At 59.6% G+C, this 15333-nt stretch carries 15 protein-coding genes and 1 other RNA gene; 7 read left to right on the top strand and 9 right to left on the bottom strand.

What is annotated here, in order from left to right; genetic code table 11:
• Positions 1-11: 11 nt before the first annotated feature.
• Complete coding sequence (locus tag AC13RM_RS09475) at positions 12-899, top strand: AraC family transcriptional regulator (RefSeq protein ID WP_374814979.1); 888 nt, start codon at positions 12-14, stop codon at positions 897-899.
• Positions 900-915: 16 nt separating this feature from the next.
• Here AC13RM_RS09475 and AC13RM_RS09470 read toward each other — a convergent pair whose 3' ends face one another.
• The 4 genes from AC13RM_RS09470 to AC13RM_RS09455 form a co-directional block, all read right to left on the bottom strand.
• Complete coding sequence (locus AC13RM_RS09470) at positions 916-1641, bottom strand: amino acid ABC transporter ATP-binding protein (protein ID WP_374814977.1); 726 nt, start codon at positions 1639-1641, stop codon at positions 916-918.
• A complete protein-coding gene (locus AC13RM_RS09465) occupies positions 1619-2278 on the bottom strand; it encodes an amino acid ABC transporter permease (RefSeq protein ID WP_374814975.1) in 660 nt (219 codons plus the stop codon). Before AC13RM_RS09465 ends, AC13RM_RS09470 begins: the two co-directional genes overlap by 23 nt.
• Positions 2275-2946: an amino acid ABC transporter permease gene (locus tag AC13RM_RS09460; RefSeq protein WP_440478302.1), complete on the bottom strand. Its 672-nt coding sequence runs from the start codon at positions 2944-2946 to the stop codon at positions 2275-2277. Before AC13RM_RS09460 ends, AC13RM_RS09465 begins: the two co-directional genes overlap by 4 nt.
• A 63-nt stretch (positions 2947-3009) precedes the next feature.
• Positions 3010-3789, bottom strand: a complete 780-nt coding sequence (locus tag AC13RM_RS09455; RefSeq protein ID WP_374815607.1) for a transporter substrate-binding domain-containing protein — start codon at positions 3787-3789, stop codon at positions 3010-3012.
• A gap of 345 nt (positions 3790-4134) precedes the next feature.
• Here AC13RM_RS09455 and AC13RM_RS09450 point away from each other — a divergent pair, with 345 nt between their 5' ends.
• Together AC13RM_RS09450 and AC13RM_RS09445 are read left to right on the top strand one after the other, a co-directional pair.
• The gene (locus tag AC13RM_RS09450) at positions 4135-5547 is read left to right on the top strand and encodes an FAD-binding oxidoreductase (protein ID WP_374814972.1); all 1413 of its coding nucleotides are present in this window, start codon (positions 4135-4137) and stop codon (positions 5545-5547) included.
• 245 nt (positions 5548-5792) lie between these two features.
• The gene (locus AC13RM_RS09445; protein ID WP_374814971.1) at positions 5793-9515 is read left to right on the top strand and encodes an AsmA family protein; all 3723 of its coding nucleotides are present in this window, start codon (positions 5793-5795) and stop codon (positions 9513-9515) included.
• A gap of 78 nt (positions 9516-9593) precedes the next feature.
• Here the strand turns inward: AC13RM_RS09445 and AC13RM_RS09440 are convergent, their stop codons facing one another.
• The 4 genes from AC13RM_RS09440 to ssrA all read right to left on the bottom strand — a co-directional run bounded on the left by AC13RM_RS09440 (position 9594) and on the right by ssrA (position 11161).
• The gene (locus AC13RM_RS09440; protein ID WP_092716493.1) at positions 9594-9806 is read right to left on the bottom strand and encodes a ribbon-helix-helix domain-containing protein; all 213 of its coding nucleotides are present in this window, start codon (positions 9804-9806) and stop codon (positions 9594-9596) included.
• A 104-nt stretch (positions 9807-9910) separates the two neighbouring features.
• Positions 9911-10105, bottom strand: a complete 195-nt coding sequence (locus AC13RM_RS09435) for a DUF4169 family protein (RefSeq protein WP_113230548.1) — start codon at positions 10103-10105, stop codon at positions 9911-9913.
• A 54-nt stretch (positions 10106-10159) separates the two neighbouring features.
• The gene (locus tag AC13RM_RS09430) at positions 10160-10672 is read right to left on the bottom strand and encodes an SspB family protein (RefSeq protein WP_113230549.1); all 513 of its coding nucleotides are present in this window, start codon (positions 10670-10672) and stop codon (positions 10160-10162) included.
• A 118-nt stretch (positions 10673-10790) separates the two neighbouring features.
• Positions 10791-11161: a transfer-messenger RNA gene (gene ssrA, locus AC13RM_RS09425) on the bottom strand.
• Positions 11162-11359: 198 nt separating this feature from the next.
• On the opposite strand from ssrA, the gene AC13RM_RS09420 reads away from it, so the two are divergent.
• Positions 11360-12280 carry a thymidylate synthase gene (locus AC13RM_RS09420; protein ID WP_374814968.1) on the top strand — a complete coding sequence of 307 codons (921 nt, stop codon included), beginning with the start codon at positions 11360-11362 and terminating at the stop codon, positions 12278-12280.
• 65 nt (positions 12281-12345) lie between these two features.
• On the opposite strand, the gene AC13RM_RS09415 is transcribed toward AC13RM_RS09420, so the two are convergent.
• Entirely contained in the window at positions 12346-12873 is a 528-nt protein-coding gene (locus tag AC13RM_RS09415) for a GNAT family N-acetyltransferase (RefSeq protein ID WP_374814966.1), read from the bottom strand.
• A 240-nt stretch (positions 12874-13113) separates the two neighbouring features.
• Here AC13RM_RS09415 and AC13RM_RS09410 point away from each other — a divergent pair, with 240 nt between their 5' ends.
• From AC13RM_RS09410 to AC13RM_RS09400, 3 genes are all read left to right on the top strand, one after another.
• Positions 13114-13680, top strand: coding sequence for a helix-turn-helix domain-containing protein (locus AC13RM_RS09410; RefSeq protein ID WP_374814964.1), 567 nt, complete (start codon positions 13114-13116; stop codon positions 13678-13680).
• Between the two features lie 102 nt (positions 13681-13782).
• Complete coding sequence (locus AC13RM_RS09405; RefSeq protein WP_488554884.1) at positions 13783-14619, top strand: NAD(P)-dependent oxidoreductase; 837 nt, start codon at positions 13783-13785, stop codon at positions 14617-14619.
• A 105-nt stretch (positions 14620-14724) separates the two neighbouring features.
• Positions 14725-15243, top strand: a complete 519-nt coding sequence (locus AC13RM_RS09400; RefSeq protein WP_488554883.1) for a dihydrofolate reductase — start codon at positions 14725-14727, stop codon at positions 15241-15243.
• Positions 15244-15333 lie beyond the last annotated feature (90 nt).

The following is a 15333-nucleotide window of genomic DNA, read 5'->3' as shown; positions in this document are numbered from 1 at the left end:
TGGTCACTTTCATGCAGTCTGGAAATGGGACATTGCGCGAGGATGTAACCGGACAGATCTTCGAGGGTCTTGAACGTTTGTGCGTGACGCCGGAGGCCAACCGCATCCTGTCCGCGCCGGCCTATCCGGGTATCGAGCGCATCCAGGCGCAGTTTCGCGGCGATGCTTTCGAGCTGCATCGGCACGATACTTATGCGCTTGGCGTCACCATGCGCGGCGTGCAGACGTTCCGCTATCGTGGCGAACAGCGCTACAGCTTGCCGGGGCGGGTGATCATTCTTCATCCGGACGAGCTGCATGACGGCGGAGCCGCGACCGAGGACGGCCTCGTGTACCGGATGCTTTATCTGGAACCATCGGTGCTGTTTCAATGCCTTGAGGTGGCGCGCGTCGGCCTGCCTTTCGTCGATGACCCCGTGGTGGAGGACAATCGTCTCGCCGGCTTGTTGCTGGCGGCGCTCGGCGAGCTCGATCGCGAGCTGGATGAGCTCTTCGTCGACGATTTCGTCTCGCGGCTCACCGACGGACTTGTCCAGCATGCCCGTTTGCCGCAACGGCCCTTGGGTAGCATTGCCTGGGGGCAAGTGAAGACTGCGCGGGACTATCTCGAGGCGCATGTCACGCGGGGTGTGCGCTCGCAGGAATTGGAGCGCATCACCGGTCTAGATCGCTTTGCACTGGCGCGGCATTTCCGTGCCGCCTTTGCAACAAGCCCGCATCGGTTCCTGCTGATGCGGCGGCTGCAGCAGGCAAAGGCGATGATTGGCGCGGGAGAGCCGATCGCGGAAGTGGCCGCCGCAACCGGGTTTGCCGATCAGAGCCATCTCACCCGGCATTTCAAGAAGGCGTTCGGCATTGCTCCGGGTGCCTGGAACACTATGGTTCAAAGAACTGGCTAGGCGGGCTTGCCGGCTCTCAATGCAGGCCGAGGAACTGCTTGAGCTCTGGCGTTTGCGGGTCGGCGAAGACATCGCCGGGCGGTCCGATTTCGTGCACGCGACCCTGGTGCATGAAAACCACGCGTGAGCAGACGTCCCGGGCGAATTTCATCTCATGGGTCACCATCAGCAGCGTCATGCCTTCGCTGGCCAGTTCGCGCACAACGGCGAGAACTTCCGCGACCAGCTCCGGGTCCAGCGCGGAGGTGATTTCATCGCAGAGAAGCGCGATCGGCTGCATGGCGAGTGCTCTTGCGATGGCGACGCGCTGTTGCTGGCCGCCGGAGAGTTCATCCGGATAGGCGTCGAACTTGTGCCCGAGGCCGACACGGTCGAGCATGCACCGCGCCATCGCCTCGGCTTCGGCTTTGGCGGTCTTCTTGACGACCATCTGCGAGAGCATGACGTTGCGTCCCGCGCTCAGATGCGGGAAGAGATTGAACTGCTGGAAGATCATGCCGACCTTCAGCCGAAGCGCCTTCAGATGCAGGTCGTCAGGCAAAAGCTGCGCGCCTGCGACGGAGATCGAGCCGTCATTGATCGTCTCCAGCCCGTTGATGCAGCGCAGCAGCGTCGATTTCCCCGAACCGCTCTTGCCGATGATGGCGATGACTTCGCCGGGCTCGACATCGAGGTTGATGCCCTTCAGGACTTCGTTGGTGCCGAAGCTCTTGCGGACTTCAGTGATTTCGATGAGCGACATTGAGCTTCCTCTCCAAGATCTGACTGCTTTTCGAAAGCGGCCAGCACAGGGCGAAATAGATGAGTGCGACAAAGCCGTAGACGGTGAATGGCTGGAAGGTCGCGTTGGTGATGACGGTGCCGGCCTTAGATAGCTCGACGAAGCCGATGATGGAGGTCAGGGCCGTGCCCTTGACGACCTGTACGGAGAAGCCGACGGTCGGCGGCACGGCGATGCGCAGCGCCTGGGGCAGGATGACGTAGCGCATCTGCTGCAGATAGCCCATACCGAGACTTGCCGAAGCCTCCCATTGGCCTTTGGCCACAGCTTCGACGCAACCACGCCAGATTTCGGTCAGGAAGGCAGCCGACCAGAGGGTGAGTGCGACGCCGGCAGCCAACCAGGCCGGCACGTCGATCCCGAAAAGCCCGAGACCAAAGAAAGCCAGGAAGAGCTGCATCAGCAGCGGCGTGCCCTGGAACAGCTCGACGAAATATCTGACCGCGATGCGGCCGGCCCTGGCCTTGCCGATCCGCAGGAACAGGAGGATCGCGCCAACGATGGCGCCCCCCGCAAAGGAGACGAGCGACAGCAATATCGTCCAGCGTGCCGCCAGCAGCAGGCCGCGCAGGATATCCCATGTGGTGAACTGGATCATTGGCGGACCCTGCGTGGAAAGATCATCTTGCCCACGACCGCGAGTATCTGTCGAAGCAGGATCGCCAGCGCGAGGTAGATCGCCGTGGACACGAAATAAGCCTCGAAGGCGCGGAATGAACGCGACTGGATGAAGTTTGCCGCGAAGGTCAGGTCTTCGGCGGCGATCTGCGAGACGACGGAGGAGCCGAGCATGACGATGACGACCTGAGAGGACAATGCCGGCCAGATGCGCTGCAGGGACGGAACGAGGACGACATGCCGGAAGGTTTCGAACCGGGTCATGGCGAGGCTGGCGCCGGCTTCGAACTGACCGCGGGGCGTTGCCTGTATGCCGGCGCGGATGATCTCGCAGCTATAGGCGCCGAGATTGATGATCATGGCGAGATTGGCGGCGGTCATTTCGTTCATCTGAACGCCGATGCCGGGCAGGCCAAAGAAAATGAAGAAGAGCTGGATCAGAAACGGCGTATTGCGGATGAGCTCGACATAGGCAGCCACGAAGGGTTTGAGCCAGCTCGGGCCAAGTGCGCGAGCCCAGGCGCATGCAATTCCGAGGATAATGCCAAGCACAGCGCCGATAAGGGTCAGCTCCACCGTGACGAGAACGCCCTTGATCAGCGTGGGATAGTATTCGGCAAGCCAGCCGAAATCGAAGTGATAGCGCATGGGAGAAAGCCTCGCTGAGACCGATCACGCCGCCGAATGACGGTGAGATCGGTCCTGCGTTGATCAGAAGCCGGCCGGCAGGTCGGCGCCCAGCCACTTCTGTGACATCTTGTTCAGTGTCCCGTCCGCCTTGGCGGCGGCAATGATGTCGTCGACCTTCTTCTGCAATGCCTGCTCGTTCTTGTTGAGGCCGATGAAGCAGGGGGAGTTGGTGATGAGGAATTTCATCTCGGGCTTCTTCGGCGGATTTCTGGCAAGAATGGCCGCCGCGACGACATTGCCGGTCGCAACCAGCTGGACCTGGCCGGAGAGGAAGGCGGAGATGGTACCGTTATTGTCCTCGTAGCGCTTGATCGTCGCATCCTGGGGCGCGACCTTGGTCAGCGCCAGATCCTCGATCGCGCCTCGGGTGACGCCGATCGACTTGCCGGAAAGGTCTTCCGGCTTCGCGGCCGCGACATCGCCGGGGCCGAAGACGCCGTTGAAGAAAGGCGCGTAGGCATCGGAGAAATCGATAACCTTTTCACGATCCGGATTCTTGCCGAGGCTTGATATGACCAGATCAACCTTGTTGGTCTGGAGATAGGGAATGCGGTTGGCGCTGGTGACCGGGACAAGTTCCGTTTTCACGCCGAGCTTTTCGCCGATCAGATTGGCCATGTCGATGTCATAGCCCATGGGCGCCATGTCCGTACCGACACTACCGAAGGGCGGAAAGTCCTGCGGAACGGCGACGCGCAGCGTGCCGCGCGAGGTTATGTCGCTCAGGGCATCCGCCCGAGCTGCGCCAGGGGCGGAAATCGACCCCATCGCCAGCATCGCGATACCGAGTGCCGTGAGCATTTGTCTGCGCTTCATCGAATGTCCTTCCAATCGTGGCTGTGTGAAAGCTGAAAGGCGAAAGGCAAAACATATGCCAGTCGACGGAAAACTGCCTCTTGGTGTCAGGGTATGGATGAAGGTGAATGTTCGGTGATCGTTGGCGCTGTGGATTGATTAAAATATAGGCAAAATTCTGCGGTGATGCTTTTTCCGGCCAACCGATCGTCCCGGCTTTGATCAGTCGCACAAAACTTGAACTTATGCGCGATAGCCGCTCACTTTCATCACTGGACAGCCCCGCCCCAAATGTCCCATAGAACCGAGAGGGGTTAACGCCCTGGACGACCGCGATGGGAGATTCGGACTATGGTTTTGGCTGATGCAAAGGCGGGAACACGCAATGAGGCCGGCATATCCGCCGTTCTCGGCATTCTGAAGCAGGCCTTCGGTGAGCGTTTCCAGACCGGCGAAAGTTTTCGTGCCCAGCACGCCCACACCACCACCTATATCCCATCGCAGCTGCCGGACGGCGTGGTCTTTGCTGAAACGAGCGAGGACGTACGGACTGTCGTGAAGGCATGTGCCGAACATAAGGTTCCGGTCATTCCTTTTGGCACCGGATCTTCGCTGGAGGGACAGGTGAATGCACCCCGGGGCGGCATTTCCATCGATTTCAGCCGCATGAACCGCATTCTCGAAATCAATGCCGAGGATCTGGATTGCACGGTCGAGCCCGGCGTCACCCGCGAGCAGCTTAATACCTACCTGCGCGATACCGGCCTGTTCTTTCCCATCGATCCCGGTGCCAATGCCTCGATCGGCGGCATGGCATCGACGCGCGCATCGGGCACCAATGCCGTGCGCTACGGCACGATGAAGGACAATGTCTTGTCCGTGACCGTTGTTACCGCCAACGGCGAGGAAATCCGCACCGCCCGCCGCGCCAAGAAATCGTCGGCCGGTTACGATCTGACACGGCTTTTCGTCGGCGCCGAAGGCACGCTCGGCGTGCTGACCTCGATCACCCTGCGCCTTCAGGGCATTCCCCAGAAGATCGCTGGCGGTGCCTGCGCTTTTCCGGATATCAAGGCGGCGTGCGATGCGGTCATCATGACCATCCAGATGGGCGTTCCCGTCGCGCGCATCGAGTTGCTCGATGCCATGCAGATGCGGGCCTGCAATCGCTATTCCGGCCTGACCTATGACGAGAAGCCGACGCTTTTCCTTGAATTCCACGGCACCGACGAGACGGTAGCGCTGCAGTCGGCGCAATTTGCCGAGATCGCGGCGGAATGCGGCGGCGGCGAATTCCTTTGGACCAGCAATGCGGAAGAGCGCAACAAGCTCTGGAAAGCCCGTCATGACGCCTATTGGGCCTGCCGGGCGCTGGCGCCGGAGCTGGCTGCGCTATCGACCGATGTCTGCGTGCCGATCTCGCGGCTTGCCGAATGCGTCGCGGAAACCCAGGCCGATATCGAGGCGCATGGCCTGCTGGCACCCATTGTCGGCCATGCCGGTGATGGCAATTTCCATGTGCTCGTCCTGTTCGACGACAAAACCCCTGAAGGGATCGCTGTCGTCGAGGAATTCGTCGCGCGCCTCAACGCGCGTGCGCTCGCCATGGATGGCACATGCACGGGCGAGCACGGCATAGGGCAGGGGAAGATGGCGTTTCTGGAGCAGGAGCTCGGCGATGCGGTCGATCTGATGCGTCAAATCAAGGAGTCGCTCGATCCGGATGCCATTTTCAATCCAGGGAAGATATTCCGCAGGCACTGAAAGATGGAATATTTTCATGATCTTGGCTTGCTACAAGCGCGAATGACGCTAGGCTGCATCCGCACTTTTCCGGTTTTTGCCATGAAAAGCCACCGATATGCGCTAGATGGGGCGTATCTCCTGAAAAGAGCTGCGGTGACAGGTGGAGGTCGGGTAGAACCGTGCATGGTCTAAGTTATGCCGCGTATGCGCTCTGACAAGCGACGCCTGCATATGTTGGGAATGAAGATTGGAGACGATACGCGTTGTTAGGTAGGGTCCTGGTTTTTCTGGGTGGACTGCTCGTGGTGGTGCTGTTCGTGGCGCTGCTCGCTCCACTCTTCATAGACTGGACCGATTTTCGCAAGAATTTCGAGGATCAGGCGAGCCGCATCATCGGCAAGAAGGTGACCGTTCATGGCACCGTGGATGCGCGGCTCCTGCCGTTCCCGTCGGTGACGCTGCACGATGTCCGTGTCGGTCAGGAGGCCGATGGCACGCCGCTGGTGCAGGTGGCCGAATTCTCCATGGATGCGGAACTTGCGCCTTTTCTTTCCGGCGAAGCGCTGATCTTCGACATGCGGGTATCCAAGCCCAAGGTACGGCTGCGGCTGCTGAAGGATGGCACGCTTGATTGGATGCGCGGCAGCCAGCCGGAAATTCCCGCAAAGTCCGTTGTGCTCGAAAGCGTTCACGTCGAAGACGGCGACATTCTCTTCATAGACGAGCAGACGGGGAGGACCCGGCATGTCACCGGCCTGAACGCCCAGATGTCGGCCAGATCGCTTGCCGGTCCTTGGCGTATCGAGGGTGATGCGGCACTCGACAACGAGCATGGCAATTTCACGGTTTCCAGCAGCCAGCCTGATGACAACGGCGTCCTGCGAGTCCGCACCCGGCTGATGCCGGATCGTCATCCGCTGAATGTCGATCTCGACGGCGAATTGAAACTCGTCAACAGCAAGCCCGATTACATGGGCTCCTTCACAGCTGGGGTAAACGACAAGCAGGCGCGTGATTCCGCCGACCAGAAGGCGCAGCCCCGCATCAAGGGCCGTTTCGAACTCACGAATGATCGCATTCGCGTTCCCGAATACCGTCTCGAAGTCGGCGCCGATGACGATCCCTATGTCGTCACCGGCGAGGCGACGCTGGATACGGGTTCCAAGCCGGAATTCCTGCTGACGGCCGATGGCCAGCAGATTGACGTCAATCGTCTCGGCAACAACAAGGGCACCAACGGCAAGACCAACCGCAACCCGGCGATCTCCGCGCGTCAGCGCCTGAACAATCTGATTGCGATCGCGGCTGAAATCCCGGTGCCGCAAGTCCCCGGCAAGGCGATCTTCCGCCTGCCGGCGATCGTGGCGGGCGACACGACCATACGCGATGTACAGCTCGATCTCGAACCGGCGGGAACGGGATGGAAGATCGATCATGCGATCGGCACGATGCCCGGTCGCACGCAGGTCGAAGCGCGCGGCAATCTCATGCTGCGGGGCGAGCCGAACTTCATCGGCAATCTGATTGTCGCATCCAATCAGCCCTCGGGATTGGCGTCGTGGCTTGTAGGGTCGGTCGATCCGGCGATACGCCAGCTGCGTCAGGCCGGCTTCTCCGCCGATGTCAGCCTGAAGCATGACGAACAGCGCTTCGAAAATCTTGAGATTGCAATCGGTTCGGCCACGCTGAAAGGCCGCGTTGATCGCCAGAGCGGGACGGACAAAATCCCGGCAAAGCTTGCCGTCGATCTAACCGGCGATACTCTCGACTTAGACGCGCTGAGGGCGCTGACCGGGCTCTTCACCGGCCAGGATAGCGGAGAATCCCTCTTCGACCAACGGATTACGGCGCATCTGCAGGCCGGAAAATTCATGGCATTCGGCGTGCCGGCCGATAATGTCGATACGTCCTTCTCCGTTGCCGACGGCGCTCTGACGATCGATAAGCTTTCGGTGCGCAATGTCGCCGGCGCCGAAATCACCGCAACCGGCCGCGCTGACGGCACGCCTTCCGACTACAAGGGATCGGGCGAGATCACCTTCAAGGCTGCCGATCCCGGGCCGTTCTTCGAAATGATGCGCCAGCATCTGCCGCATCATCCTGTCATGGACCGGTTGGTGCGCAATGCCGCATGGTATGGAAACACTGCTCTTCGCGGGGCGGTGACGCTCGGCGGGGATCAGGACAATGCGCTGACGGTGACGCTTGCCGGCGTTTCCAACGGCAGCCGTGTCAATTTCGATTATCGCATGTCAGATCTTTCGGCTTTCGCAGGCAAGGGCACCACGACGCTCGAGGGAACGCTGGAAAATTCGGTGACGTCGATCCTGTTCGGCCAGGCGGGTCTCGATCCATTGCCTGTTGAGGCCGATGCCAATGGTCGTCTGACGCTGAAAGTGTCCGCAAGCGGCACCGATCCGGCGGATGCCGCACTCACCTTTGCGACTGACAAGACGTCGTTTACCGCAAATGGCAAGGTGGATGTCCGTCCAGCGACCTTCCTCAACGGTGACATAGCGCTGTCGCTCGAAAGCGCTGACATCGATCCGTATTTCGTGATGAACGGCATCGGCATTCCGCAGATGGGCGCCGGTTTGCCGGTGAAGTTCCAGGCCAATGCCGCCCTAAACCCGGACAAGATCGTGTTTTCGGACATGAAGGGGCTGTTTGCCGACAACAATATGTCCGGCACGCTGACCGTCGATCGGAAGGCGCCGAATCTCAAGGCGTCGGGTGAATTGTCGCTCGACAAGGCGGATCTCGATTGGCTGGCGGAAGCCATCTACGGGCCGATGAGCGATCCGAAAACGGGTGCTCTCAACCGGGATAAGCTCGGCCTGCCTGCCTTCAGCGGGATGGATATCGGCGTTAAGCTTTCCGCAAAACAGGTATGGCCCGGCACATTCGGCCCCATTTCGAATTTCACCGCCAATGCGACCTACAAGGGCGAAGAATTGCGGCTGAACGATCTGACGGGTGGCTGGAATGGCGGCACGCTGACCGGAAGCGCGATGTTCGCCAATTCTGACGGTACCGGTCTGCTGCAGACGAAGCTTAGCCTTGCCAACGGCGATCTTGCTGCTGTCGCTTGGCAACGCGATGGTGCGCCGCTTGCCACCGGCCGCTTCGGCCTCGCGATAAATGCCGAAGCGAGCGGCAAAAGCATTGCCGACCTCGCGGCCAATGCCAGCGGTTCGGGTGAAATGAAGCTCGGCGAGACGCATGTGCGTGGCCTCAATCTTTCCGTCATGCCACCGCTCCTCTCGGCGACTGATCAGATTCAGGGCGATATCACCGCCGCCAAGGTGCTGCCGATCGTGCAGACGCTGCTCAACAACGGCGAAGCGGTCCTTCCGGCGACCAGCATCCCTTTCAACATTTCCGCCGGCGTGGTGCGGGCGACCAATATTGCTGCCAGCAACGATCTGGCAAAGCTTTCGGGCAATGCCGAAATCAGCCTGCCGGATGAGCGTATGCGCGGCTCTCTGGGCATCGATTTCAACGCCGGCGCAGAAGCGCAGAGCGGAGCGGAACCGGCGCTGCGCCTCGATTTCGCCGGACCGCTGGACTCACCCGGCCGGACAATGGACGTGACGGACGTGACCAGCTTCCTGTCGGTTCGGGCATTCGAGCGCGAGCGCCGGCGTGTCGAGCGCCTGCAGGCCAATGTGCTTGAAAAGCAGCGGCTGCGGCGCGAGGTGGCGCTGTACAAGTATGTTGCAGGCGTGCGCGAGGCTCAGCGCCAGCGCGATGCCGCCGTCGAGCAGCAGCGCCGTGCGGAAGAAGAACGGCTGCGCGATCTGGCCCGGCAGGCGGCTGCGCAAAAGCAGGTGGAGGAAGAGGCTCGTGCCAGGCAGGCAGCCGAGGAGGCAGCCAAGGCCAAGGCGGCGGCCGACGCGCGAGCCAAGGCCGAAGCGCAGCACCCGCCTGCACCGCAAACGACGGCACCGTTGAACTTCAATGAATTGCCGGGAGTTGCCCAGTAGGGCGGACAAATTGCAAATCGATCTATGTCGAGCGATTGATGCGCGCTGACGACATTGTCGCCAGTTTCCCGCAACCGTTCAATTGCGATCCTTCAGCCATCTGAGGACATAGAGGCGAAGTGCCGAGGAGAGGTTGCTGCCTGCTTCACGCCCGTCATCGATCTCGGAGATCAACGCTGCGAGCGACGTGCCGCGCGCGCTGGCGATAGCCTTCAGTTCTGTCCAGAAGGCATCTTCAAGGGAAAAGCTTGTGCGATGGCCATGAAGCGTCGCGGAATGTTTACGGATCATCAGCGGATCGATCAAAAATCGGAAATGGCGGGATATCTCTGAAAGTGATTCAAAATGCGGAAGTAAGCAACTGATTTCTGGAGTTTTTTATCGCGGGCTCTAAACTAGTCTTCGGTCTTCTTGGTTTCGATTCGCCCGGCCTCGTGCGTCTTCTCGGCCTTTTCGTTAAGCGCCGTCGTCAGCTTCTTCTCGGCCTTGGTTCGCCCGAAGGCGATGCGGTTTTGCTCCGCTTGCTTTTCCTTGTCCGAACGGGCCTGCTTTTTGCGAAACTGGCGCAGATTGACGATTTCGGCGCTCATCTATCTCTTCCGTTACCGACATGAAAAGGGAAGCGAATGCTTCCCCTCCAATGCCTATTGCTTCTTGCGGAATGCGTCGAGGGAGACGACCGATCCCGGCTTCTTTTCCTCGCCCTCCTTGGCTGCAGCCGCGGGCGCTTCCTCGCCTTCGGTCGGCACCGGATAGGCGGTGATTTCGCTGGTGGAGGTCTCTTCTTCGTCGTCAGCCAACGGGACATCGAACTCCAGTTCGAAATTGACTGATGGGTCGTAGAAGCCACGGATGGCGTTGAAGGGGACGACCAGTTTCTCCGGAACGTCGGAGAAGGAGAGGCCGATCTCGAATTGGCTTTCGCTGATCTTCAGATCCCAGAACTGGTGCTGGATGACGATGGTCATCTGCTCCGGATACTTCGACTTGAGGTGCTGCGAAATGCGCACGCCGGGAGCGCCGGTCAGAAAAGTGATGAAGAAATGGTGGTCACCGGGCAGGCGGCCTGTAGCGCCGACCTCGGTCAGCACCTTGCGGATCACTCCACGCAGGGCGTCCTGTGCCAAAATGTCGTAGCGGATATGATCCTGCCCCATGCTTTCCTGTCTTTCGTTGGCCATGCTTTTTATAGGCTTATGCCACGCTGAGCGCCGCCGGAAAAGCCCTATGCGCGAGTCACCGCGTGTCGATCCATAATATAGCACTGGAGAAGAAGGTGAAGGCTTCTGTTGCCAGGTGCCTTCGAACCCCGCCTAAGAGTGCGACCCCTTAGGACTTTATTTGAAGTGTCACACCGCGATTAAGCAGCGAGACGAGCTTCCGCATAGTTGTCGTTTGCAACTACAATTTTAGCCCGATAACGGCGGTACAATGCCGAGCGAAAAGTCGATCTTTACACCCTTGTCGATCCTGTTTCGCCCCCATCAAAAGCCGGTCTGTCGCCAGTCTTGCCGGCCGGTTTTTGGTGGAGGCGCCGGGTACCGCCCCCGGGTCCAATAGGTTTATTACACCGCTCATTTATCGCCATAGCCGGCCCGAGGACCGGCAAGGATGATATAGTGTTTTCCGCAGACGAAGGGAAGGGCAATTGTCATAAATGCTTCGCCGAAACATCGCTTTGCATCTGCGGGCGCGAGATTCGCTTGAATTATGTTTCGCCGTGGTTGGTTTCGTCTCGGCTTGTCATTAAAATCGCGAAAAAGGAATCGGCCGGGTACGCGGCGGCAAGTGGCCGCTGTTGGCATCCGTGCCATCCGCAAATTCAAGCGATTTCGGAGCAGAAGATGGCTCGTCACCCGGAGTACCAATATCTCGACCTGATGGCGCATCTGCTCGAGCACGGCGATCGCCGGATCGACCGCACGGGTGTGGGCACCTTGAGCGGCCTCGGCGCGATGATGCGTTTCGACCTCTCGAAGGGACAGATTCCGATCTTCACGACGAAGCGCGTCTACTGGAAGCTCGCCGTCAAGGAGATGCTCTGGTTCCTGACGGGCGACACCAATATCCGCAATCTGCTGAAAGAGAATGTGCGGATCTGGACCGACTGGCCGCTGGCGAAATATCGCAAGGCGACATGCGAAGAGATCGATCAGGTCGCTTTTGAAAAGCGCATTCTGGAGGACGAGGCCTTTGCGCTGCAATGGGGCGATCTCGGCCCGGTCTACGGCAAGCAGTGGCGGCAATGGCGCGATGCAGAGGGCCGGGTGCATGACCAACTCGCTGCTGTCATCAAGGATCTCAAGACCAATCCCAGCAGCCGCCGGATGATTTTCCATGCCTGGAATGTCGGAGAACTTGCCGACATGGCGCTGCATCCCTGCCACATGGTCTATCAGTTCCACGTATCGAACATCTCGGCCGAAGGGGGCAAGCGGCCGCGTCTCAGCCTGATGGTTTTCCAGCGCTCATGCGATCTGTTCCTCGGCAATCCATTCAACATCTGTCAACAGGCGGTTTTGCTCGCCATGGTCGCGCAGCAGGTCGATATGGATATGGGCGAGCTGGTCTGGTCGGGTGGTGACGTCCACCTCTATCTCAACCATCTGGATGCGATCCGCGAGCAGCTCAGCCGTGAGCCGAAGCCGTTCCCGACCTTGCGCCTACTACGCCGACCCGACAGTATCGATGACTATCGCATCGAGGATTTCGAGGTTCTGGGGTATGAGCCGCACGCGGCAATCGCGGCCGAAGTCGCGGTTTAAGCGTTTCGACCGGCAATGCGGGCGAGAATGAGCGTTGCCACCGTAATCGGCATGGTGTTCGTTCCCTAGGCCGTGGGCTTGCTGTCGGGATCGACGCGCTCATCCAGAAGGAGTTGCAGGAAGGCAAGATCGAGCCAGCGCCCAAATTTCGTGCCGACCTGCGGAAGAAGGCCGACCTGCTGGAAACCGAGCTTTTCGTGCAGGCGGATGGAGGCGACATTGCCGGCCTCGATGCCTGCGACCATCGCATGTTTGCCGATCGCCCGGGCTCGCCCAATCAGTTCGATCATCAGCGCCTTGCCAATGCCGCCACGGTACTGATCGTTGCGGACATAGACCGAATGCTCGACCGTGTGCCGATAGCCGTCGAAGGCGCGCCAGTCACCGAACGAGGCGTAACCGACCACGTCACCGCGATCGTCGGTCGCGACGAGCACCGGATAGCCAAGCTTGTGCCGATCCTGCAGCCATTGCCTGCGATTGCCGATATCGACCAGAGTTTCGTTCCAGATCGCTGCGGTATTGGCGACGGCGTCATTGTAGATCGCGGTTATTCCCGCGAGATCCTCGTCTCTCGCATCGCGAATATGCATCGGTCGCTCCGTGGCTGTCCACTAAATCAGATGGATCTGTTGTTGCTCTACCTGTCATACATCGATTTCCATATCCGTCCACTATATTAATACAGATATCCGGCAATCCAAAAAAAAGCCTCCGTCAGGTTTGGAGGATTCCGTTTCTTCTTTCATGCTGTCAAAGTCCGGACGAGACGACGTTTTGGATGCGTAGGGCGCTAATTGCCAGCTCAGCGTAAGTCCACTATAATAAAACGAATGTCTCAACTTGCTGATATTGATAGGCGGATCGGCGCACGCATTCGCATCGAACGGGAAAGCCGCGGCTGGTCGCTGACGGAGCTTGCGGAGCGCTCAACAGTCTCCCGCGCCATGATCCACAAGATAGAGCGCGGCGAAAGCAGCCCGACGGCGACGCTGCTAGGCAAGCTTTCTGGTGCCTTCAGCTTGAGCATGTCGGCTTTGATGGCGCGCGCGGAGATGCAGCAGGGCCGATTTCTTCGGAGGCAAGAGCAGCCCGTCTGGGTCGATCCGCAGACGGGCTATGAGCGCCGGCACGTTTCCCCGAAGTCGGACCTGCCGCTCGATCTCGTCCGTATCGAATTGCCTGCGGGTGCGGAGGTTCCGATGCCCGCATCGGCTTATGCCTTCATGCGGCAGCTCATCTGGATGCTGGAGGGACGGCTGACTTTTCTCGAGGGAGATACGAGGCACTCGATGTCGCCGGGCGATTGCCTCGAACTCGGTCCGCCGACGGATTGCGTCTTCAAGAATGAAAGCGATGAGCCCTGCATCTATGCCGTCCTCGTGCTTCGCAACGCTTGACGGCCCGCGCTAAACTTAGCGTTACCGCAAGGCATTCCGCTCGTGCGGCCAGATGATAGGCGATATGCTGCCATCTTCCTCGATCGGAGAAGGAGATTGGCCGTGGAGATCGCAGTCATCGGAGCCGGCGCCATGGGAAGTGCTATTGGCCGGCGCTTGGTCGAAAACGGGGCGAGGGTGCTCACCTATCTCGAAGGACGCTCGGCTTCGACCATCGAGCGAGCGAAAACGGCCGGCATGGAGCTGGTTGGATTGGACGCCATAGCCGCGTCGCCTCTCATTCTTTCCATCGTTCCGCCGGCTGAAGCTGTCGGCGTTGCAAAGCAGGTCGCCGCTGAACTGCGTCGGGTCGGTGCGAAGACGACGTTCATGGACTGTAATGCGATCTCGCCGAAGACCATGACCGAGGTTGCGGCAATTTTCGGCGGCGATTGCGGCATGGTCCTCGACGGCTCCATCATCGGCGGTCCGCCGAAGCCGGGCCAGAAGGGGCCGAAACTCTACGTAAGCGGCGATATTGCCAACGCCAGTGGTGTGCTTATCGAGTACGGACTTCAGGTTCGCCGTATCGATGGGGCGATCGGCGCGGCCTCGGCATTGAAGATGTGTTATGCCGGCATCAACAAGGGCGTGACGGGGCTCGGCACCGCCATGTTGCTTGCGGCCATCCGTTCGGATGCCGATGCTGCCCTGAAACGCGAGCTTCAGGAAAGCCTGCCGGATCTCGATGCAAAATTCGTCCACGGCATTCCGGACATGTATCCGAAAGCCTATCGCTGGGTCGCGGAGATGGAGGAGATTTCCGAATTCCTCGGCGAGGATGATCCGGCCGCCTTGATCTTTAAGGGCATGGCCGGGTTCTATCGGAGGATGGCCAGGGATCGGGAGGAGGGAGGCCTTTTGGCTGGCCAGCTTGATAAATTGAACAGCGGCGGCTGATGCGCGGTTGAGACGGGCGACTTCCATCTGCCGTTGCGGCCATCATGATGTAAAGTCGCCGAACCGACTCGCATTGGCGTCGGCGACGCAGACTGAGGGAGACGCATGACCCAGCCGATCAAGACCATCGTCGTTGCCATATCGCGCAATGGCATCATCGGGCGCGAAGGCGATATGCCCTGGCGGCTGTCGTCCGATCTCAAGCGTTTCAAGGCGATGACGCTCGGCAAACCCGTGATCATGGGACGCAAGACGTTCCAGTCGATCGGGAAGCCGTTGCCGGGCCGGCCGAATGTCGTCATTACCCGCGACACCGATTTTACAGCCGAGGGGATAACGGTCGCGCACTCGCTCGATGAAGCGATCACGGTTGCATCCGGTCTAGCCAAGGAGAACAATGTCGACGAAATCTGCATCCTCGGCGGTGGCGAAATCTATCGGCAGGCGATCGATCTCTCCGACCGGCTATTGATCACCCATGTAGAGGCGGATGTGGAAGGCGACACATCCTTTCCAAAGATCGATCCCGGCATCTGGCAGGCGGATAGCGAACTTGCCGTTCCGGCTGGAGAAAAGGACACTTATCCCACGCGTTTCGTTCGCTATTTCAGGCGAAAAGCATAAGAGCTGCCCCCAAAAAGCAAATATTTTCCAATGAATCCGACGAACTTCCTGAAGTCGCGTTGAAAGCAGGTGCTTCGATACCTATAACGG

The organism is Martinezella sp. CNPSo 3732 (assembly GCF_057784515.1).
This window is presented reverse-complemented; position numbering and strand designations above follow the sequence as displayed.